This window comes from Pseudomonas sp. NFIX49, assembly GCF_900115915.1.
In the GTDB taxonomy this organism is placed as follows: Bacteria; Pseudomonadota; Gammaproteobacteria; order Pseudomonadales; family Pseudomonadaceae; genus Aquipseudomonas; species Aquipseudomonas pharyngis.
Genome location: NZ_FOYE01000004.1, coordinates 389,038 through 410,281, shown reverse-complemented (window position 1 = coordinate 410,281; position 21,244 = coordinate 389,038). Strand labels below are relative to the sequence as shown.

18 protein-coding genes are annotated in these 21,244 nt (G+C 61.9%); 2 read left to right on the top strand and 16 right to left on the bottom strand.

The window, feature by feature from the left end; translation table 11 throughout:
• Positions 1–133 precede the first annotated feature (133 nt).
• Both BMZ46_RS13770 and BMZ46_RS13765 read left to right on the top strand, forming a co-directional pair.
• Positions 134–1,996, top strand: a complete 1,863-nt coding sequence (locus tag BMZ46_RS13770) for a bifunctional O-antigen ligase/aminoglycoside phosphotransferase family protein (RefSeq protein WP_074689612.1) — start codon at positions 134–136, stop codon at positions 1,994–1,996.
• The gene (locus BMZ46_RS13765; protein ID WP_074689611.1) at positions 1,996–3,213 is read left to right on the top strand and encodes an acyltransferase family protein; all 1,218 of its coding nucleotides are present in this window, start codon (positions 1,996–1,998) and stop codon (positions 3,211–3,213) included. Before BMZ46_RS13770 ends, BMZ46_RS13765 begins: the two co-directional genes overlap by 1 nt.
• A gap of 18 nt (positions 3,214–3,231) precedes the next feature.
• Here BMZ46_RS13765 and BMZ46_RS13760 read toward each other — a convergent pair whose 3' ends face one another.
• The 16 genes from BMZ46_RS13760 to BMZ46_RS29530 form a co-directional block, all read right to left on the bottom strand.
• Complete coding sequence (locus BMZ46_RS13760; protein ID WP_039766775.1) at positions 3,232–4,116, bottom strand: glycosyltransferase; 885 nt, start codon at positions 4,114–4,116, stop codon at positions 3,232–3,234.
• A gap of 14 nt (positions 4,117–4,130) precedes the next feature.
• Positions 4,131–5,285, bottom strand: a complete 1,155-nt coding sequence (locus BMZ46_RS13755) for a glycosyltransferase family 4 protein (RefSeq protein WP_039766564.1) — start codon at positions 5,283–5,285, stop codon at positions 4,131–4,133.
• On the bottom strand, positions 5,282–6,727 hold the full coding sequence (locus BMZ46_RS13750; RefSeq protein ID WP_039766562.1) for a PIG-L deacetylase family protein: 1,446 nt from the start codon (positions 6,725–6,727) through the stop codon (positions 5,282–5,284). Before BMZ46_RS13750 ends, BMZ46_RS13755 begins: the two co-directional genes overlap by 4 nt.
• A gap of 8 nt (positions 6,728–6,735) precedes the next feature.
• On the bottom strand, positions 6,736–7,632 hold the full coding sequence (locus tag BMZ46_RS13745; RefSeq protein ID WP_074689610.1) for an antimicrobial resistance protein Mig-14: 897 nt from the start codon (positions 7,630–7,632) through the stop codon (positions 6,736–6,738).
• Complete coding sequence (locus BMZ46_RS13740) at positions 7,632–8,762, bottom strand: glycosyltransferase (RefSeq protein ID WP_074689609.1); 1,131 nt, start codon at positions 8,760–8,762, stop codon at positions 7,632–7,634. The genes BMZ46_RS13745 and BMZ46_RS13740 overlap by 1 nt, the downstream gene beginning before the upstream one ends.
• Positions 8,746–10,503, bottom strand: coding sequence for a carbamoyltransferase family protein (locus BMZ46_RS13735; protein ID WP_007952261.1), 1,758 nt, complete (start codon positions 10,501–10,503; stop codon positions 8,746–8,748). Before BMZ46_RS13735 ends, BMZ46_RS13740 begins: the two co-directional genes overlap by 17 nt.
• A 172-nt stretch (positions 10,504–10,675) precedes the next feature.
• Positions 10,676–11,011, bottom strand: a complete 336-nt coding sequence (locus BMZ46_RS13730; RefSeq protein ID WP_039766553.1) for a YceK/YidQ family lipoprotein — start codon at positions 11,009–11,011, stop codon at positions 10,676–10,678.
• Between the two features lie 159 nt (positions 11,012–11,170).
• Positions 11,171–12,622 (bottom strand): lipopolysaccharide kinase InaA family protein, encoded by a 1,452-nt coding sequence (locus tag BMZ46_RS13725; protein ID WP_074689608.1) that lies wholly within the window; start codon positions 12,620–12,622, stop codon positions 11,171–11,173.
• On the bottom strand, positions 12,622–13,374 hold the full coding sequence (locus BMZ46_RS13720) for a lipopolysaccharide kinase InaA family protein (protein ID WP_039766548.1): 753 nt from the start codon (positions 13,372–13,374) through the stop codon (positions 12,622–12,624). The genes BMZ46_RS13725 and BMZ46_RS13720 overlap by 1 nt, the downstream gene beginning before the upstream one ends.
• Positions 13,371–14,105 (bottom strand): lipopolysaccharide kinase InaA family protein, encoded by a 735-nt coding sequence (locus tag BMZ46_RS13715; protein ID WP_039766546.1) that lies wholly within the window; start codon positions 14,103–14,105, stop codon positions 13,371–13,373. Before BMZ46_RS13715 ends, BMZ46_RS13720 begins: the two co-directional genes overlap by 4 nt.
• Entirely contained in the window at positions 14,105–14,911 is an 807-nt protein-coding gene (rfaP, locus tag BMZ46_RS13710; protein ID WP_074689607.1) for a lipopolysaccharide core heptose(I) kinase RfaP, read from the bottom strand. Before rfaP ends, BMZ46_RS13715 begins: the two co-directional genes overlap by 1 nt.
• Positions 14,912–16,033, bottom strand: a complete 1,122-nt coding sequence (locus BMZ46_RS13705; protein ID WP_074689606.1) for a glycosyltransferase family 4 protein — start codon at positions 16,031–16,033, stop codon at positions 14,912–14,914.
• On the bottom strand, positions 16,033–17,094 hold the full coding sequence (waaC, locus tag BMZ46_RS13700) for a lipopolysaccharide heptosyltransferase I (protein ID WP_074689605.1): 1,062 nt from the start codon (positions 17,092–17,094) through the stop codon (positions 16,033–16,035). Before waaC ends, BMZ46_RS13705 begins: the two co-directional genes overlap by 1 nt.
• Before the next feature lies 1 nt (position 17,095).
• A complete protein-coding gene (gene waaF / locus BMZ46_RS13695; RefSeq protein WP_039766536.1) occupies positions 17,096–18,130 on the bottom strand; it encodes a lipopolysaccharide heptosyltransferase II in 1,035 nt (344 codons plus the stop codon).
• Between the two features lie 51 nt (positions 18,131–18,181).
• The gene (gene glnE / locus BMZ46_RS13690; protein WP_074689604.1) at positions 18,182–21,121 is read right to left on the bottom strand and encodes a bifunctional [glutamate--ammonia ligase]-adenylyl-L-tyrosine phosphorylase/[glutamate--ammonia-ligase] adenylyltransferase; all 2,940 of its coding nucleotides are present in this window, start codon (positions 21,119–21,121) and stop codon (positions 18,182–18,184) included.
• Positions 21,118–21,243 carry a hypothetical protein gene (locus BMZ46_RS29530; RefSeq protein ID WP_256574488.1) on the bottom strand — a complete coding sequence of 42 codons (126 nt, stop codon included), beginning with the start codon at positions 21,241–21,243 and terminating at the stop codon, positions 21,118–21,120. The genes glnE and BMZ46_RS29530 overlap by 4 nt, the downstream gene beginning before the upstream one ends.
• Between the last annotated feature and the right edge of the window lies 1 nt (position 21,244).

Below are 21,244 nucleotides of genomic sequence, written 5' to 3'. Positions count from 1 at the left end.
AGGACGCTGACTTTAGCACAGCTTCTTCAGGGTTCTGGCAATCGGCCAAAGGCTGTTATTGTTATGCGTCTTTTTCAGCGTCAAATAGCCATCATCGAAATGGCCGATCAACTTCAGGATTGAATCTCTCAGCATGCAACTTCGCGGCTTCAGCAGTACGTCCAATCGAATTTTCGATTTCATCAGCCTGTGGATACTTCCCGTCGGCTACTTCCTGCTCTTGTGCGCGCTGTTTTTCCTGCCGGGTCGCAGTATTCATCACAAGCTGTTTTACGGTTTGTTCAGCATTCCGACGCTGATTGCACTGTGCCTGCGCCCCAGGGAACTCAAGGAAATGCTGCGTGAGCCAGTATTCATTGCGTTGCTGCTGTTTGCCGCCTGGGCACTGCTGAGCCTTTGCTGGGGGCCGCAGGGGGAGCCGATAGGCGGCATGTTCAAACCCCCGCTGCATACCCTGATGCTGTTCGCCGGGTGTTTCCTGCTGGTTCGTTACCGCAGCGACATTCTTTCGCCATTACTGTTCGGCGCCGCGCTGGTGGCCCTGGTCGCAACGATCATTTTCCTGATTCCATTCGTGCTCCACTCTGCACCCGGCGAGCGCCTGATCGGCGGCGGCGCGTTTGACAACCCGTTGCTCAGCTCCCATCTGTTCGGATTTTTCTGCGCCTACTGGCTCAGCCTGAGCATGACCTGCAAGAATCGCCGGCTGTACTGGCTCAGCATCCCCGCGATGCTGATCATGTTCATGGCCGTGATCGGGACCGGCTCGCGCACCCCGCTGGTGGCGCTGACCATGGCAGCATTGTGGCTGAGCCTGATTTGCTGGAACCGACGCTCACTGGTGCTGCTGGGGACATTGGCGGTCGCTGGCGCAACCGTGTTGATGCTGTTCTCGAAGATGATCATCGAACGCGGTGACTCCTACCGTTTCGAAATCTGGCAGCAAGCCCTGGAAAAAATCGCCGAACACCCATGGATCGGCCACGGCTACAACGCAGCACTTTCGATTGACCCGGGTGTCGGTTACAACTTCCAGGAACCCCACAGCTTTGCGCTGGGCGTGCTTTATTACGTCGGCATCTTCGGCATGCTGCCCTGGCTGTTTTTTCAGGCCTGGGGGTTGCTGAGCAGTTGGCGCCAGCGCGTGCAGCCGCTGCTGATCATCGCCTCGACCTGGCTGGTCTTCGGCATCGGTGCCGGACTGACCGAGGGTGGCGGGATCATCTCGAGACCCAAGGAGCACTGGTTCCTGCTGTGGATTCCGCTGGCACTGATTGCAGCCCTGAGCATCAATCAGCGTGCCCGACGCCTTTTGACAATGCCGGTCCGGAAGCTTTCGGCATCCGCGCTGCAACAGCTGAGTACTGACGCTCAGGTGATTGAAGAGGACGGTCTGGGGCCGAAGGTGCTGCGCCTGTCCGATGGCAGCTTTCTCAAGCTGTTTCGCCGCCGCCGCTGGTATACCTCGGGCAGTTTCAATCCGTATTCCGAGCGGTTTGCCGTCAACAGCGAGCAGTTGCGCCGGATGGGCATTCCCACGCCCCAGGTGCTGGACCTGTATCGCCTCGACGACGGCAGCAGTGCCGTACATTACACGCCGCTGCCAGGCCATACCCTGCGCCAGGTCTTGCAGGGAATCACCGCGCCGGCCGTGCGACAGGCGCTGGTGGAGCGTTTTGGCAAATTCATGGCCGGCCTGCATGAGCAGGGTGTGTATTTCCGCTCGCTGCATCTGGGCAATGTGCTGGTGCTGGAGGATGGCGAGTTCGGGCTGATCGATCTGGCCGACCTGCGGATCTACCCTTCACCCCTCAGCCTGTCACTGCGCCAGCGTAATCTGCGCCACATGCAACGCTACACCGTCGACAAACGCTGGCTGTTCGAGGATCACCTCGAAGCGCTGCTCCAGGGGTACGCCGTAACGGCGTCGAAATCCGCCGTAGACAATCTGCACAGGCAAGTGCTGGCCGGCAACACGCCGGCTCGGGTTCATTGATGATTCAGACCAGTCCGTTCATTGCGCCGGCCGCCTATCTGCTGGCCACCGTCACCGCCGCGTTGCTGCTGCGGGCCGTGCCGAAAATCGCACGCCATCTGCAGCATTCGGGTGAAAGCCGCTATGCCAGCATCGATGGCCTGCGCGGCTATCTGGCATTCGGTGTATTCGTGCATCACTCGATCATTACCTGGATCTTTCTGCGCACGGGCGTGTTCGAGTTTCCGCCGAGCAATTTCTACTCGATGCTGGGCCAGGGCAGCGTGGCCCTGTTCTTCATGATTACCGGTTTTCTGTTCTGGAGTCGTCTGTTGGCCCAGGGCCGTCAGCACGACTGGCTGGCCTTCGGTATTTCGCGAGTGTTCCGGTTGTATCCGCTGTATCTGCCATTGATGCTGGCGGTGTTCGTCACCGTGTTCTACCTGCAGAACTGGCAACTGAAGGAGCCGGTGCCACAGCTGTTCAAACAGGGCCTGCTGTGGCTGACGTTCGATCGCCCCGACGTCAACCAGTACCCGCAAACCGGCATGCTGATCTCCAACGTCACCTGGACGCTGGCCTATGAAGTGTTTTTCTATCTGGCGCTGCCACTGGCGGCCCTGGTATTCGTCTATCGCGGCAACTGGCTGCAAGTAGTGCTGTGCCTGATCGGGATTTACGCGCTGTACCAGTTGGTCGGCTGGGAGCATTCGCTCAAGAAGCATTTCCTGGCCAGTTTTCTCGGCGGAATTGCCGCCGCCTATTGGGTCCGGCGCCCGCAGCTGGTGGCCTGGAGCCGCACGACGCTGGCCAGCGTAATTGCCCTGGTGGCGCTGGCATTGGCGTTCACCGTGTTCAACCGGGCGTTCAAAACCGCTCCGCTGTTTCTGCTGTCGCTGTTTTTTGTGATCGTGGCTTCGGGCAACACCCTGTTCGGCGCCTTGAAACCGCGCAGCATCCGCTGGCTGGGGGAGATCAGCTACAGCACTTACCTGCTCCATGGTTTCGTGCTCTGGCTGATGGTTCAGCGCCTGCCGCTGGCGCTGGACCTCGATGCCCGTGAGACCTGGGTTTACCTGCCGTTGATGGCTGCCTGCACGTGCCTGTTGATTCTGATCAGCAGCGCGACATTCCTTTACATCGAGCAACCCGGCATGAATGCGGGCAGGAACGTGGTGCAATGGATTCGCCAGCGTCAGAAAGGCAGCAAGAAACTGTCGGAAAAAGTCGCTCGCTGACCGCGAGCGACAACGACCTCAGTCCTTTTCCAGCGGCGAGAACAGCAACCGGCCCAAACCGCGCCAGGTCTTCTTGTTCCAGGCCTTGAAAGGAATCTGCGCCAGCAGCTCCCGCGCCAGTTTGCGATCGCGGTTGGCGGTTTTCAGGAACATCGAGTTGAGCGACTTGTAGCGCACTTCGTCGTACAGCGGATGATCGCTGAACAGCGCATAGGTGCGCAGAATGTTTTCGATCATGAAACGGTGGTTCTTGTAGGAATTGGTGGCGTGCTTGCGATAGCGCGCCATCACCACGTTCAGGCCATCGATGAAGTACCCGGCGCGGGTCACTTTCAGCTCGATGTACAGATCTTCAAGACGAATCGTCGGGTCGAACCCGCCCACCTTGTCCAGCGCCTCACGCCGGATCATCAGGGTCGGCGCCGGCGGATACGGCTTGCGCTCCAGGAACATGTCATCAAAATCCAGGCGCCGGAACGGCACGTCCCGGCGCTGACGCTTTTCCGGATAGAGATTGCCGTCGGCGTCCATCAGCTCGATGTTGCCGGCGCAGATGCCCACTTCCGGCTTGCCGTCCATATAGGCGACCTGGGTGGCGATCCGGTCCGGGTACATGATGTCGTCGGAGCCGAACGGTACGATCAGGCTGCCTTTGGCCCGCGCGATGGCGCCGTTGAGCGTATTGGTCAGGCCCTGGTTCTGCTGCACACGAAAATCGAAGCCGTGCTTTTCCTGCAGGGCCTTGATGCGCTCGACGCTGTCGTCCTTGGAACCGTCGTCGACCACCAGCAGCTCGATGTTCCGGTAGGTCTGATTGATGACACTGAGGATGCTTTCCTCGATGTACGGCCCGTGGTTGTAGGACGCGATGATGACGGTGACGAGGGGCTGGGCACCGCTCAGGGCACTTGTATCGCTCATGGCTGTTCCTTGCGGGCCTGCTCCAGGCCGGAGTCGATCAGGTTCAGGTATTCCTGGCGGAAGACCTCGATGTCGTGCTGTTCCTGCAAATAGCGGTAGGCCTGCTCGCCCTTGGCCTTGAGCTCGTCATCCGACAGCGCGAGGTAGGTGTCCAGCGCCGCCACCAGGCTCGGTACGTCCTTGGGGGTGATAGACAGGCCACCGGCACCCTCGATCAGCGGCAGCATGGCCGGCACGTTCGAGGCGATCACCGGCAGATGCCCGCTCATGCCTTCCAGCAAGGCCAGGCCCAGACCTTCGGCCAGCGACGGCATGGTCCAGATATCGAACGCGCGCACGTATTGCAGGGCGTTTTCCTTGAAGCCCAGCAGGTGCGCCCGGCCGCTCAGTCCCAACTGTTCGATCTCGGCGGCCAGCGGCGCCTGCAGGCGTCCGGCACCGATGATTGCCAGTTGGGTGTTCGGGTATTTGTCTTTGAGTTGGGCGAAGGCCTGCAACAGGTAAGTGTGGCCCTTGACCGACACCAGCCGCCCCAGCGCACCGATCAGGCGCACCTTCGGATCGATCCCCAGCAATTCGCGCGCACGTTCGCGGCTGTGCTGCAAACCCTCGGCCTGCTCGATGTCGATGGCATTGGTGATCGCGTAGGTGTTCTGATCAGTGAAACCGCAATCGCAGTCCAGCAGGTACTGTTTGACCGCCGGCGAAACGCCGACGAAACGCCAGTGGCGGTCGATCAGGCGCTGAGTCTGGCGACGACGGTAGAAGCGGTCGTACTCGCCGAAGCCGTGGGAAATACCGATGCACAACGGCACCTTCAACCAGCGGTTGAGCGTCAGCATCATGTTCACCGGTTTGAAGCGGTTGCAGATCACCACGTCGAACTTTTCCCGGCGGCAGAACTTGTACAGCTGCCACATCGCCCGCAGGCGCATGCCTTTGAGGGACTTGTCGGAAAACTCGAAATACACCGAACGGTCGGCACGGCTGACCGCCTCGCCCGGTCCGGGTTTACCGCGCAGGAAGGCGGCGGTCACTTCGTAACGATCGGTCGGCAGCGCCTTGACGATTTGCTCGGCAAGGTCGGCGAAATCATGGGATTTGACGTTGTAATCGGGCTGCAGCTGCAGCACCTTTGCGCGTTGACTCATACCTCTCCCCGGTGCGATCCCGTCGCGCCTGTTTCGCTCTGCTTCAGTACCCAGAACAACTCCTGGCGTCTGACCGCTTTGCGGAAAAATTCGTTCTCGCCGTAGACCGATGGACGCCGACCAGCCAGCAGTCGCTGAAACAGCCGGCGCAGGCGACGCTTGAACGGCGCCGGTGGCTGCAGGTCATGCATCATGCCCAGCGCCATGGCCTTGTCCCGCTGCAGTTCGATCGACAGCGGCAGGCACAGCGGCTGCATCGCGAGGGTCGCATCGAACGTCGGCGGCAGGGCAATGCCCTGCCCGCTGTCGCCCATCGGCCAACGGTCGTTGTCGTGCAAGTGGTTGGCGTAACCGAGCAGCGTCGGTTGGTAATCGAGACCGCGCAAGGCTTCCAGCACCGCCTCTTGGGCGCAGATATGGTCGGGATGCGGATCGAGCGTTGGGTGCGGCAGCACGATCACATCCGGGCGCGCACGCAACAGCACATCACGCAGGTCGGCCAGCAGATTGTTCCAGGTCGGCGCGCCGTCGGCATCGCCGGGCAAGGCAAACGGATTCAGCTGACGGAACAGGCGTGTGTCGCTCAGATCGGCTTCCCGCGAGCCAACGGGTTGATTCGGCGCAGCCTGCATCGCCGCCAATTGCAGGCAAAAATACCCGAGTTGCACGCAATGCTCCTGCGGCACCCCGGCCCAGCGCGGTACGGCAAGACTGTCCCAGGCACGCAAGCGGCCCTTGAGCCGCGCCGCGTCGACCTTGTTCAGTCCCATCTGTTGATAGTGTTCGGCTTCGATCTCGCCGGCGGTCAGGGTCACGATCCAGGCTTCTTTGGCCTGGCTGTACAGTCCGTAGGCGGCCAGTTCGGCATCGTCGGCGTGAGGGGCGATGACCATCACCCGCTGCTGACGGTAGTCCGGTTGCTCCAGCGCCCACAGCACCGGCTCGCCGGAGACCCGGCAAAAGCGCCCGCGCAGACGCAACTGGCCTTGCGACAGCGCCTGCGCCTGTCCACTGAGGTTCAGATAACGCAGACCGTTGACGCCGCGCTCGAACGTCTGCACATCGGGATTTGTGCCACCGGCCAGCTCGACCCGAGGGTCGAAGAAGCGTCCCAGGAAGCTGCTTTTGACCTTCACGGCGAGGATCAGCGTGGCGTCGTCCACCAGCATCACGCCCTCGTCGAGGCGCAATTGCTCACCGTTCAAATGCACTTTTGGCTGCGGAGTGAACGGCGGAAAGCTGTATTGGTAATCGTCTTTCGGCGAATAGAACAGGTGATCGGCGAACCACGCTTCGTGAGCGATCCAGCCAATCACCGCCAACACCAGCGGCAACCACCAGGCCACCAGCACGCCGAGGATGATCAACACGATCAATGCGATCAACAGGCCGATGCGTTTATTGCGCCGGTGACGCTTGAGCAATTGCTGTTTGCGGCTCATGGGCTGACTCATACGGTGAAGACCGGCACAGGATTGCACCAGCGATCCTTGTATTCACGGTCGGCGCGACCGAAGGAAAAGCGCAGCGGCTTGTTCAGTGCCCGCGCCTGCTCCCAGGCACTTTGCGTATTGAGAAAACTCAGGACGCTGCCGGGGCTGAATTCACGGGTTTCGGGGTCGACGCCGCCGTTGATGTACTCGACGCTGATCCACTCCGGGGCTTCGACGCGGTACACCAGTTGGATGGCGATCGGTGCGTCGTTGAGGAAGATCACCGAGCCGATCAACAGCTCGCGCAACAGTTCGATGACTTCGGCCATGCGTGCCGCGCCAGTGGCCGGGAAACCCCAGCGACGCTGGAACAGGTCGCAGTAGATCGCCGCCAACTCCGCACTGGAGAAGTCGCTGACCGGCCGCACCACGCCGCCCGCCTCTTCCAGCAGGCGCAGTTCACGGCGCTGGTTGTAGCGAAACTTCTTCGACAGTTCTTCGGGGGTACGGGCCATAGCCAGTTGTTCGGGCTGCAACTTGAGGCCGCTGAAGCGGTTTTCGTTGAGCGCCGACAGGTAGCGCCCGCGATGGCGCAGCGGGGCCTGGGCATCGGCGGTGGCCGGCAGGATCAGCTCGGCGTTGCCCAGGTCGAACAGGCCTTTCTTGCCGTTGCGCTTGAGCACGTCCTTGGACAAGGCCAGGTCGCGGCCCCAGGTCGGGATCGCGGCTTTGATTTCGCCCTGCTGCTCCCAGGCCAGATAGCGCACCGGGATGCCGGCCAGATCCGCCAGACGCTCGACGACCATGGGATGAGTCGCGACGCTGCCGCCAAAACGCTGCCAGGCCTGTGCATAAGTTGAGGCGTCAACGGGCGACCAGCCACGTTCGCGCCAGCCTTGAAATCGGTTGAGCATCAGCCCCTCGGTGCCAGATCGGTAACTTGCGGCAAATGCCAGAAGGTGTCGCGTACGGCGCGGTCGGAGAAGCGCTCGCGCAGGCGGTCGAACATCATCTCGGCGCACTGACGACGCTGCTGCTCGTCCATACCGGCCAGATGTTTCAGGCCCTGGGCCAGATGCTCGGCGTCACCCAGCGGAAACAGGATCCCGACGCCTTCGACCACTTCCTTCGCCCCGCCGCACGCCGTGGCCAGCAACGGCACGCCGGCGGCCATGGCCTCCAGCAGCACCATGCCGAACGGTTCGTGGTCGGAACTCAAGGCAAACACATCGAATGCCCGGAAATAATTACGCGCGTCCGGCACCTGGCCGAGAAACAGCACCCGATCTCCAACGCCCAGTTCACGGGCCTGCGCCTTGAGTTCATCCTCAAGACGCCCCTTGCCGAGAATCACCAGTTGGCTGTTGGCCGGCAGACCGGGCAGCGCCGCGGCAAAACCGCGCAGCAGCGTGGCCTGATCCTTGTCCGGGTGCAGGCGACCGACGTTGCCGACAATGAAGGCATCCGCCGACAGACCAAGGGTCTCGCGGGCTTCACGGGCGGACACCTGGCTCATCTGCAACGCCGCGACATCGATGCGGTTGTAGAGGGTCTGGATGCGCGCCGCCGGCCATTTCGGCAGGCATCGACGCATGTCGTCGCGCACCGCATCGGACACGCCGAGCAGGCTCAGACGCTTGCGGAAAATGTGCGCAAAGAGTTTGCGCGAACCGCGTTTGTAATCGTCAAACGCGTGGTGCACGCCAATCACCGGCAGCGAAGTGCCGAGCAAGGCGATGTAGATCGGCTTGAAGCGATGGGCGATGCAGAAACTGAAATTGCGTGAAGCGGCGATCTTGCGCAGATCGCCGATGGCGCCCAGCTTCAGGCCACGAATGGCCTTGGAGCTGTATTCCATGAACAACACTTCATCGGAGGCGCAGGCTGCGGCCACCTCGCTATCGGCAGCCCCGGTCAAAAAGACCGTGGTGACCCGATAACCGGTGCCCGCGAACAGGCTGGCGTACTGCCGCGCGCAGTCGAGGAACGGCCCGTCATAGCCGTGACAGAACTGCAGCACATGGCGTTCAGCCGAGCGTGTCATAAGCGTTTGCGCCTTCTTTGACCACCAGGATGTCTTCCATGATCAGGTACTGCAGATCCGAGCCGAAGAACATGTTCAGGGCATCGGTCGGCGAGCAGATCATCGGTTCACCGCGGCGGTTGAGCGAGGTGTTCAGGGACACGCCGTTGCCGGTCAGCACTTCCAGCGCCTTCATCATGTCGTAGTAGCGCGGGTTGTATTCGCGCTTGAGCACCTGGGCCCGGGACGTACCGTCTTCGTGGACGACTTCCGGCACGCGGGTCTTCCACTCTTCCGCCACTTCGAAGGTGAAGGTCATGAACGGCGCCGGGTGATCGATCTTGATCATCTGCGGCGCAACGGTGTCGAGCATCGACGGGCAGAAAGGCCTCCAGCGCTCGCGGAACTTGATCTGGTGGTTGATGCGGTCAGCCACGCCAGCCACGCTCGGGCAGCCGATGATCGAACGACCGCCCAGTGCACGCGGACCGAACTCCATGCGGCCCTGGAACCAGGCCACCGGGTTGCCATCGACCATGATTTTGGCGATCTGCTCCGGCATGTTGTCGAGCTTGCGCCAGGTCGGCTTGTTCTCGTGACGGGCGCACGCGGCGATCACGTCTTCGTTGCTGTACGACGGGCCGAGGTAGACGTGTTCCATCTTCTCGACCGGCACGCCACGGGCGTTGGACACGTAAGCTGCTGCGCCGACTGCGGTGCCAGCATCGCCGGAGGCAGGCTGTACGAACAGTTCCTTGACGTCATCACGGGCGATGATTTTCTGGTTGAGCTTGACGTTCAACGCACAGCCACCGGCATAGGCCAGTTTGCCGGTTTCCTTGAGCACGTCGCCCAGGTAGTAGTCGATCATCTGCAGCGCGATTTTTTCGAACAGCGCCTGAATGCTGGCGGCGTAATGGATGTACGGCTCGTCGGCAATATCGCCTTCGCGCTTCGGACCCAGCCACTCGATCAGCTTCGGCGAGAAGTAGTAACCCTTGCCCTTCTCTTTATAGCGACGCAGGCCGATCACGTTGGCGTAGTCGGTGTTGATCACCAGCTCGCCGTTCTCGAACGAAGCCAGGCGCGAGAAATCATATTTGCTGGCGTCACCGTACGGCGCCATGCCCATGACCTTGAACTCGCCGTCGAGCATGTCGAAACCGAGGAACTCGGTGATCGCACCGTACAGGCCGCCGAGGGAGTCCGGATCGAAGAATTCCTTGATCTTGTGGATCTTGCCGTTCTCGCCATAACCGAAGAAGGTCGTGGCGTACTCGCCCTTGCCGTCGATGCCGAGGATCGCGGTTTTCTCTTTGAAACCCGAGCAGTGGTAGGCGCTGGAAGCGTGGGCCAAGTGGTGTTCAACCGGCTCGATCTTGATTTTCTTCGGATCGAAGCCCAGTTGCTCCAGACACCAGACGATCTTGTTGCGATAGCGCTTGTAGCGACGGTTGCCCATCAGGATCGCGTCGAGTGCACGGTCCGGGGCGTACCAGTAACGCTTGGCGTACTGCCAGCGGGCCTTGCCGAAAATGCTGATCGGAGCGAACGGAATCGCGACCACGTCTACGTCGGACGGTTTGATGCCTGCCTGCTCCAGGCAGAACTTCGCCGATTCGTAGGGCATGCGGTTCTTTGCATGTTTATCGCGCACGAAGCGCTCTTCCTCAGCCGCCGCGACCAGCTTGCCGTCGATGTACAAGGCTGCTGAAGGATCATGGCTAAGGGCGCCGGACAGGCCAAGAATCGTCAATGCCACAGGGGTCTAGCCTCTTTAGTCTGCATTCAGGCGCGATGCGCCTTGAAAAATGATGTGCCCTCGCACCGGGCGAGAGACAGCTAAAGGGCGGGATTATAGCGTAAACGTGGCGGGAATGACCCTGCGCGAATTGCCCCATGTCGTTCAACCCACAGAACCCTTGTCCATGGGACTATCCACGGCTTGGTCGCCAATAAACACTGATATTCCCGTCCACCGCCTGGCGATAGATCGTGTACGGCAGGAAAGCCGTATCGAACACACCGGACAGGGTCAGGTCGAGCAGGACGACCGGTACCAGAATGCCGGTAGGATCGGGCGGCGCGTGCAGCAGGCAGAAATCATGGGCAAGCCCGCTGTAGATGCGCGGAATCGACTGACAGTAGGTCTTCTGTTTGCGCAGGCCGCGCGTGGCGCCGTCGTCGTCCTGCAACACCGTGACGGCGGTGCCGCAGCCGGACAGTGCCAGGGATAATGCGCCGATCGTGATAGCGTTTTTGATGGTCAAGATTTGCCCTCCGGGAACGTCGGGGCAAACTAGCATCGGGGTTTTGCGAGGGGCAGTTCATGGCTTCCGGAAAGGCCGTAGGACAAATCACAAGGATTTGTCGCCACATGCCTTACCCGAATTCAACTGCAGAAACGTCTTACGCGCTGGCGAAAATAATCACGCAGCGCCCGCTACATCCCTGGGCAAGCGCTGATCAATTACCTGATACAGCGCACTGCTCTCAGGCCAGTTGCGCATGAACCGCGCACGATCCCGGGCATAGGCCGGAGCGAAGCTGCTCACCGAGCCGTGCTGGCACATCGAGTCCAGATCGATCAAGGCCCAGCGGTCTTCCTGCCAGAACAGGTTATGACCCTTGAAGTCACCATGGCTGATGCGTTCGGCGATCAATCGTGCAAACAACTGATCCAGCGCCTGCAACTCGGCTTCCGGCGCCGCACCGCTTTCAACATACGGCGCAAAGCGTTCGATGATGTCCGGCCCGGCCAGGTGCTCGGTGATCAGATAGGCTTTGCTGCGCAGCCAGAGAAAACGGGTTTCCAGCACTGCCAGCGGTTTTGGCGTGGCAATGCCGAGAAACGCCAGGCGATTGCCTTCGCGCCAGGAATGCCAGGCGCGGCTTGGACGCCAGAAGCGCTTGAGCCAATGGGCAAAATTCTTGATGTTGTAACGCTTGATCACCAGAGGACGCCCGGCAACCTCGACCTTGCCGACGCTGGCCGCGCCGCCGGTCTTGTACAGATGGCCCTGATCGAGCAAGGCATCGGCCTGTTCCAGCACCGGCAGCATCGCGGGCTCTTCCTCGCGGCGAATCGACCGCAGACCGAACGCGCCGCGCTTGACGCTGAACAGCGTGCATTCACGACCGACCTTGATCAGGAAGTCCTTCAAGCGCCAGGCGCGCACCTTGTCGATCTGCTTTTGCAAGGCCTCCAGCGGCAGCGCGTGTTCACTGTTGCTCAGCAGGTAATACACCAGCAATTCTTCGGTGAACGGCTCGAGCGACTTGGGCAACTGGGCGAAAAACACCCCGAGGTTTTCCAGCACTTTCTGCCGGGACAATGGCTGGCCGGCACTTTCTGCACAGATGCCGGCGCCATCGATCAGATACAGCTGACCACCGTGGCGCAACAGGTTGTCCAGGTGCAGGTCTTCCTGCCACAAACCTTTGCCGTGTAACTGACCAATGGCACCAAGCGCTTCGGCCAGCACCGCCGATTGTTCGTCGGCCAGCACCGGCAAGGATTCGACCTTGTTCCAGGCATCGCCCAGGCTTTCGGCACCTTCGAGGAACTCGAACAGCAGCCAGCCACCCTCGCCCTCCGTCAATCCATCAGCCAGCAGCAACGGCGTGGTCATGCCCTGAGCAGCGAGCAGTTTCACCCCTTCCAGCTCACGCTGAAAATGCCGCGCAGCCTTGTTGCCGACCAGTAACTTGGCCAGCACCGGACGCCCGCGCCACACACCGGCACCGACGTAACGCTGCCCCGGCAACACCCGCAACAGACTGAGCAACTGCAAATCGGCGGCGCCCGCCGCATCGGCCAGCGAAACCGTGAGCGGCAGACTCGGCGTGCGCCCGGCATTTTTCAGGTCGGACAGCTGCATCAGCGGGCCTCCTTGCGACTGCGCCGCGCGGTCAGCCGCGTGACCCAGGCATCCACCAGCGAACTGCCCGTCGGCTGATCGAGATACGCCGCCAGCAACTCACGCAATTGCGCGTCACTCCACTCCGGCGCTCGGCGCAGCAGTGGTTCCAAGTCCTTGACCCGGTCACGCAGACCGAACAGCAACGGCCGGGTCTTTTCCAGGTCGATCAACTGCGCCTGATAGCCGTCGCCCTCGGCGCGCAGGAAAATGTGCTTTGGATAGAAGCAGCCGTGCACCTGACGCATGCTGTGGAGATGGCGCGCCAACAGGCCGCAAGACTTGAGAATCGCCGATTGCTGCGCGGCATCGAGGTCCGACCAGCGCTGCAACAGCGAATCGAGATCGTCCCAGCCATCCAGCGCCCGGGTCAGCAGGATCGCACGGACTTCGCCGTTGACCTTGCGCTCACCGAAGAACGCCGCCTGCAACGCCGGGATGCCGAGCTTGTTGTAACGACTGATGTTGCGAAATTCCCGGGCGAACGTCGGCTCGCCGAAGGGCGCGTGCAGGGTGCGGGTCAGGTAATTGCACTGGCGCTTGAGGTAATAGCCATGCCCCTCCAGCTCCAGACGAAACACGCTGCTCCAGCCCCCGCCATCGGTGTTGGGCTCATCCACGGCGTCGAGCTGCTTGGACCACAGCGCATCGAACGTGCCGAGACCGTGGCGTTCCAGCAGCGCACGGTCTTCAGCGGCCAGAAAATCAGTCATTCGCGTCCCTCGAAAAATCTCACCACGTGGCGAATCCGTTGCTTGTCGGCGGCATTCAGCCGGTCACGCTGGCGGTATTGCAGGTAGAAGCGCAGGCGCTGGGTGTTCGACAGGTGATACTTGGCCACCTTGTCGAGACAGGCCAGATCCTTGGTGATCCGGTATTTGAGCCAGAAACCGCGCCAGAAATCGCCGTTCGGGCAGTCGATCAGATACAACTGCGCCTGATCGTCGATCAGCAGGTTGCGCCACTTCAGATCGTTATGGGTAAAGCGGTGGTCGTGCATGACACGTGTATAACCGGCCAGTTGCCGGCTGACGCCGTCGACCCAGGCACGATCCCTGAGCTTGGGATCGTTGCGCTCGGCCAGCGCCGACAGGTCTTCGGTGCGCGGCAGTTCACGGGTGATCATCGCCCCGCGATCGTAAGCCATGCCGTTGCGCTCCAGACCCCACGCCACCACTTCGGCGGTGGGAATGCCCCACTTGGCGAAGCGCTTGAGGTTCTGCCATTCCATCTTCACCCGGGGCTTGCCCAGATAACGCCGCAGGCCCTTGCCGGCACCGCTGTAGCGCTTGACGTAATAGTTGACGCCGTTGAGCTGCACGCGAATGACTTCGGACAAGGGATCGCGGGTCAGGCGCTCGCCCTGCAGGGCAAATACCGCTTCGAGGCTACCGAAATACTGCGCAAGTTCACTGTACTCAGGCTCCAGATTCCAACCCGCCATCAGAGCGCATCCCCGTAACGTTGCTTGCGCGCATAGAGCTTGTTGGCCTTGCCTTCGAGCCAGCTCAGCAACGGCGCTTCTTCGGCCAGGATCTGGCGCAGCGGTTGCTGGAAGTAGCCTTTGAGGAAGCGCAATTTGTCGCGGCGGGTCAGACCGATGTCCAGCGCGGAAAAGTACAGCGCCGCCAGGTCCTTGTTGCGCCAGCGCTGGGTGATCGCCGGGCGGGTCTGGGCACGGTGCAGGTCGATCACCGAGAGTTTGAAGTCTTCCGGGGTGATCGGTTTGTCGGTGTGCAGCAGAAAGTGGCAGATGTAGCAATCGCGGTGGTTGACCCCGGCGCGGTGCATCATGCCGGTCATGCGCGCGACCTCGGCGATCAGCGCCCGCTTGAGTTTCGGCTCCGGCGGTTGCTTGACCCAGTCGATGCTGAAGTCTTCAAGACTGATGGTCGGCGCCAGCTCTTCGGTGACGATGAACGAATGCTGATCCGCCGGGTTGCTGCCCTTCTCGCCGTACGCGACGGCGGTCATGGTCGGCACGCCGACTTCCTGCAAGCGCTGGATGGCTCTCCATTCCTGGCCCGCGCCGAGTACCGGCAGCTTGGCGGTCAGCAGGTTTTTGAAGATCTCTCCCCAGCCGATACCGCGGTGAATCTTGACGAAAAAGCCATTGCCGTCGACTTCCGTTCGCAACGTCCGGCGGGCTTCCAGCTCGCGGTACACCTCGCCCTGCAAGCCCTCGACCTCGGCGAACGGGTCGCGTCCGGCCCACAGGCTCTTGAACGGTTCAGCCAGCATCAACTTCATTTAAGCGTGCTCCGCCAGAATCACATCGGCCGCGTGCTGCGGCATGCTGTAGAGGTCGGCCGTCTCGGCGAAGGCCAGACCGTTGCGGCTCCAGGCCGCCCGTGCAGCGTCGTCGTTCAACATGTCAGTCAGGTATTGCGTCAGTTGCGCCTGATCGAACGGCTCGTCCAGCACTCGCCCGGCGTCGGCCTCGGCGATGTAATGGGCATAACCGCAGACCGCGCTGACCAGCACCGGCAACCCGGCGACCAGCGCTTCAAGCAGCACCGTGCCGGTGTTTTCGTTGTACGCCGGGTGGATCAACAGGTCGGCGCCGAGCAGGAAACGCGGGATATCGCTGCGCCCCTTGAGGAACGTCACGTTGTCGCCCAGGCCCAGCGTCGCACTCTGCATCTGGAACAATTTGGGGTCATCCTGGCCGATTACAAACAGCCGGGTGCGTTTCTTCAGCTCGGCGGGCAATGCGGCCAGTGCTTTCAGGCTGCGATCGACGCCCTTGGTCTTGAATCCGGAGCCGATCTGCACCAGCAGCAGTTCGTCGTCCTTGAGGTTGAATTCGGCGCGGAAACCGGCGCGAATCTGGTCGGCATCCGCAGGGCGTCGACGATCCTGGGCAATGCCCGGCGGCAGCAGGTGGAAGCGTTCCAGCGGCGTGTCGTAATGCTTGATGAACAGCGGCTGCTGCACTTCGGAAATCATCAGCACTTCGGTCTTCGCGTCTTTGGCAAACACTGCACGCTCGTACTCGGCGAAGTGGCGGTAGCGGCCCCAGCGGCGATACAGCGAATGGCGCAGGTTCTGCGCCTTGTCTTCGAAGCAGCCGTCGGCGGCGTAGTAGACGTCCAGCCCCGGCATCTTGTTGAAGCCGATCAGGCGATCCACCGGGCGCTTGGCCAGGTCCGCTTCCATCCACGCGCTGAGCTTTTCGTTGCGCCGGTGATTGAAGAACGCCTTGACCGGCGCCACCAGCACTTCGAAACCGGGCGGCACGTCGCCTTCCCAGATCAGGGTGTAGACGCGGATCTGGTGCCCGCGCTTCTGGCATTCGAGGGCGATGCGCATGAAGTCGCGCTGCAAACCGCCGAAGGGGAAATATTTGTACAGGACAAAAGCCAATTGCATCAGCGCAGCTCCTCAGCCATCAACAACGTGCTCAGTCGGCTGGCAACACGCTCGGGATTCAGACGCGTGAAGCACAGGGGCCACTCGCGTTTCAGGTCAAACTGACGGGCATCCTGCGCGGTCGGTTGATACGTACATTTCTTTTGCAGGCACGGCGCGCACGGGAAATCGCTGCCGAGGTGAATCTGCAGCTTGCCGTAGGCGCCGGTCAGGCCCGGATTGGTCGGGCCGAACAGGGAAATCGTCGGCACATCCAAAGCGGCGGCAAGGTGACCGAGGCCGGTGTCCACCGCGACGCAGGCCTGGGCGCCGGCCAATACCTTGCCGACCCCGGCCAGGTTCAGCTTCGGCAACACTTCGGCGTGCTTGAAACCGGCGGCGATGCGCTCGGCCCGGGCCTTCTCCAGCGGATTGCCCCACGGCAGCTTGATCCCGACGCCGAGGTAGCCGACCCGTTCGGTCAGCTCGCGCCAGTAGGCTTCCGGCCAGTGCTTGGTGTCCCAGGTGGTGCCGTGGAGGAACACCACGTAGGCATTCTTGCGCGGCAGCTCGACCAGACGCTCGACGTTGAGGCCGTAATCGCCCAGGCCTTTGGGCAAGTCGTAACCCAAAGCAATCGCAAACAACTGGCGCACGCGCTCGACGGCGTGCTGCCCACGGGCCACCGCCAGTTTGCGGTCATAAAAACGCGCGGCGATCGGCTCGCGGGCCGAGCCCTTGTCGAGACCGGCCACCGGGGCTTTGACGTAGCGGGTCAGCCAGGCGCTTTTCAGCAGGCCTTGAGCGTCGATCACCAGGTCATATTTGTTCGCCCGAACGGATTGCTTGAAGCGTTTCCACTCGCCGCTGGTGATGGTTTTCCAGATGTTTTTGCGCCAGCGGCGGATCGCCACCGGAATCACTTTGCCTACGGCCGGGTGCCAGGTCGGAATCTCGGCGAAGCCTTCTTCCACCACCCAGTCGAACTTGATCCCGGGAATCGCCCGGGCGGCGTCGGTCAGCGCCGGCAACGCGTGAATCACGTCGCCCAGCGATGAAGTCTTGATCAGCAATACCCGCAAGTTAATGGACCTCGACCACAGAGCCCTGCAAACGCTGCAAGGCATCGTTGACCGCGTCCGGCATCAGCTGGCGCAGGCAGTTGTAATGGCCGAAACGGCAGGTGCGATCGAAGCAAGGGCTGCAATCGAGACCCAGGCGGACGATTTCCACATGCTCGGCCAGCGGCGGGGTGAAACCCGGCGAGGTCGAACCGTAGACCGCCACCAACGGGCGATTGAGCGCAGCGGCCACGTGCATCAGACCGGAATCGTTCGAGACCACCGAGTCGGCGCAGGACATCAGGTCGATGGCCTCGGCCAGCGAAGTGCCGCCACTGAGATTCACGGACTCTTCGCGCAGGCCCGGAATCAGCCGCGCGCGAATGTCTTCGCCCACCGCGTGATCGTTCTTCGAACCGAACAGCCAGACCTGCCAGCCTTCACGGATGCGCGCCTCGGCGACCTTGGCGTAATGCTCGGACGGCCAGCGTTTGGCTTCACCGAATTCGGCGCCGGGGCACAGCACCAGCACCGGGCGGTCGAGGGTCAGGCCGAACTTGGCCAATGCGGCCTCGCGGGTCACCGGATCGATCTGCAGGCTCGGGCGCGGATAAGGTTTTGGCAGCTCGGCGTTCGGCTCGTAAGCCAGCGCCATGAAACGCTCGATCATCAGCGGATAACGCTCTTTATCCAGCGTGCGCACGTCGTTGAGCAGGCCGTAGCGGAATTCGCCGCGCCAGCCGGTGCGTTTCGGGATGCCGGCGAAGAACGGCACCAGCGCCGACTTCAACGAGTTCGGCAGCAGGATCGCCTGGTCGTACTGACCGGCCAGGGATTTGCCGATTCGCCGACGGGTCGCCAGCTCCAGCGCGCCGTGGCCGAGCGGGAAGCTCAAGGCCTTGCGCACTTCGGGCATGCGTTCGAGGATCGGCCGGCTCCACTCCGGGGCCAGCACGTCGATTTCGCACTGTGGGTGGCGCTGCTTGAGACACTGAAACAGTGTCTGCGCCATCACCATGTCACCGACCCAACTGGGCCCAACGATCAGAATATTCATGTGGTTTCCATAAACGAACCGGGGAGGCTTCACGCCTCCCCGTCTCGAGAATCAGCTTAGCCCCAGCTCACGCCAGATCCGCATCACCTGCCGCCGTTCGTCCGCGAACTGATCGCCCGGTATCACCCCGGCGTCCTTCTGCAAGGCCTGCCGGTGGGCGGCGGAACGATAGGCCTTGTAGGCCTCGCGCAACAGGCTGGCGTCTTCGGCCGGCATCAGCCCTTCGTGCTCCAGCTCTTCCAGAATGCGGATATTGTCCGTCCAGCGCAGCAACGGCGGGTGGGTCTGCGACCACGCCAGGGCCGCGTATTGCACCATAAATTCAATATCGACGATACCTCCGGCGTCCTGCTTGAGGTCGAACGGCGCCGTGGACTCGAAGGCATTCGCCCCGGTGCCGGCGGCGGTGCTCTTGCTGCCGAGGTTGTCGCGCATCTTGGCGCGCATCTCGCTCACTTCCTGTTGCAGTTTCGCCAGATCCCGAGCCTTGCCCAGCACCTGGGCCCGGACGCTCTCGAAGGCCTGGCCGACATCCTGGCTGCCCACCAGCACCCGCGCCCGCACCAGGGCCTGATGTTCCCAGGTCCAGGCTTCATTTTCCTGATAGCGCGCAAACGCGCCGAGCGAACTGACCAGCAGCCCGGACGCCCCGGACGGACGCAGGCGCATGTCCACTTCGTACAGCTGGCCGGAGTTGGTCTGCGCCGTCAGCAAGTGAATGATCCGCTGGCCGAGCCGGGTGAAAAACTGCGTGCCATCGATCGGTTTCGGGCCATCGGTTTCGGCCTGCTGATCGCCATCGTGGATGAACACCAGATCCAGATCCGAACCATGCCCCAACTCGATCCCGCCGACTTTTCCATAACCGACAATGATGAAGCCGGGATCGCACAGCGTGCCATCGGTGCGCAGTGGCGTGCCGTATTTGGCCACGGTCTGGCGCCAGGCCAGGGCCAGCACTTGCTCAAGAATTGCTTCGGCCAGCCAGGTCAGGTAATCGCTGACTTTCATCAATGGCAGGCTGCCGGCGATTTCCGAGGCGGCGACGCGCAAGCGGTGCGCCAGTTTGAAATGGCGCAGGGCTTCCATCTGTTGTTCGAGGTCGTCTTCCGGGATCCGGGTCAGGCGCTCGCGCAATTCGGCAGCCAGTTCCGGTGCCAGCGGCGGCTTGAACAGGCGGCCTTCGTTGAGCAGTTCATCGAGCAGCAGCGGGAAACGGGTGATCTGCTCGGCGATCCACGGGCTGGCGGCGCACAGCGTCAGCAAACGCCGCAGCGCGCCGGGGTTTTCCGTCAGCAACACCAGATAAGCCGAACGCCGGGCCACCGCCTCGACCAGCGGCAGCACCCGCTCCAGCACCAGATCGGGATTTTCGTGCTCCACCGCCTGAGCCAGCAGGCGCGGAATAAAGGCATCGAGACGTTCGCGCCCCAGACGCTGCATCGCTCGCAACTGCGGGCTGGCACGCAGGCTCGCCAATGCCTTCAAGGCCTTGGTCGCGTCGGCGAAACCGCCCTCCTCCAACTGGCGACAGGCCGCCTCTTCGTCCTGCGCCTCTTCCCACAGCGGCAGCCATTCTCCGCCGACCACCACTTCACTCTCGGCGCCCTCGTCCTCATCGGGATCGGCGATCACTTGCGCGAAGTGCCAGGCCACCCGGCCGCGCCAGAACATCAGCTTCTCGTGGAACGCTTCCCAGTCGGCGAAACCGAGCATGAACGCGATTCGCGCCTGATCCTGAGCGCTGTCCGGGAGCATCTGGGTCTGGCGGTCGGCAATCGCCTGGATCGCGTGTTCGGTGTAACGCAGGAATTCGTAGCCTTCGCGCAGCTCGCTGATGACCGCTGGCGGCAGATAGCCCTGCCCTTCGAGCGTGCTCAACACCTTTAATAGAGGGCGCTGTTGCAGACTCAGGTCGCGACCACCGTGAATCAATTGAAAAGCCTGGGCGATGAACTCGACTTCACGGATACCACCGGAGCCCAGCTTGATGTTGTCGGCCATGCCCTTGCGCCGCACTTCCTGCTGGATCAGCTGCTTCATGGTGCGCAGCGCTTCGATCGCCGAGAAGTCCAGATAGCGCCGGTAAACGAACGGCCGCAGCATTTCCTGCAATTGCTCGCCCGCCACCTGATCGCCGGCCACCACCCGCGACTTGATCATCGCGTAGCGTTCCCAGTCGCGGCCCTGATCCTGGTAATACTGCTCCAGCGCATTGAAGCTCAGCACCAGCGCGCCGGACGAGCCGTACGGGCGCAGACGCATGTCGACACGGAACACGAAACCGTCGACGGTGATCGGGTCGAGGGCCTTGATCAGGCGCTGGCCGAGACGAATGAAGAATTCCTGGTTGTCCAGCGGGCGCTTCACGCCGACGGTTTCGCCGCCCTCGGGGTAGGCGAAGATCAGGTCGATGTCCGACGACAGGTTCAGCTCGACCGCGCCGAGCTTGCCCATGCCGAGGATGACCATTTGCTGTGGTTCGCCGCTGCGCCGGCCGGTCGGCGTGCCGAACTGCTCGCAATGGCGGCGGTACAACCATTGATAGGCCTGATCGATGCTGGCGTCGGCCATGTCCGAGAGATCGCGGCAAGTCTGCACCAGATCGGCCTGACGGTTGAGGTCGCGCCAGATGATCCGCACCTGATGCCGGGTGCGCTGACGGCGCAGGACGCGGCCCAATTCGTCTTCGGTCTGCGCGGTGGCGACCGCATCCGCCATCTGCCCGCACAACTCACCGGGAGCGAATGCCCGGTCGAGTTCGCCGGACTGCACCAGCGACAACAACATCAAAGGGTCACGAACGCTCTGTTCAATGACGAAATCGCTGGCGGCGCTGACGCGGGCGAACTGCGCCCAGCGTTCCGGCGTCCAGGACGAGAAGCCGTGATCGTCTTCCAGTTGTGCGACGGCCGCACGGAACGACTGCTCCGATCGGCTGACCAACGGCAGGAGAATGGCGGGCAGTTCGGCAAGCGCGGGCAGGGTCATGGTCTATCCTTGATCGGCGTGTAAATGGCCGCTTGTAGTGATGAATGAAAAACCGCTACGCGAAGGACTGTCGAACAAAAGTGAGAAATAGCTGAAATTTCTTTTTCTTTGGCAGCCAGCATC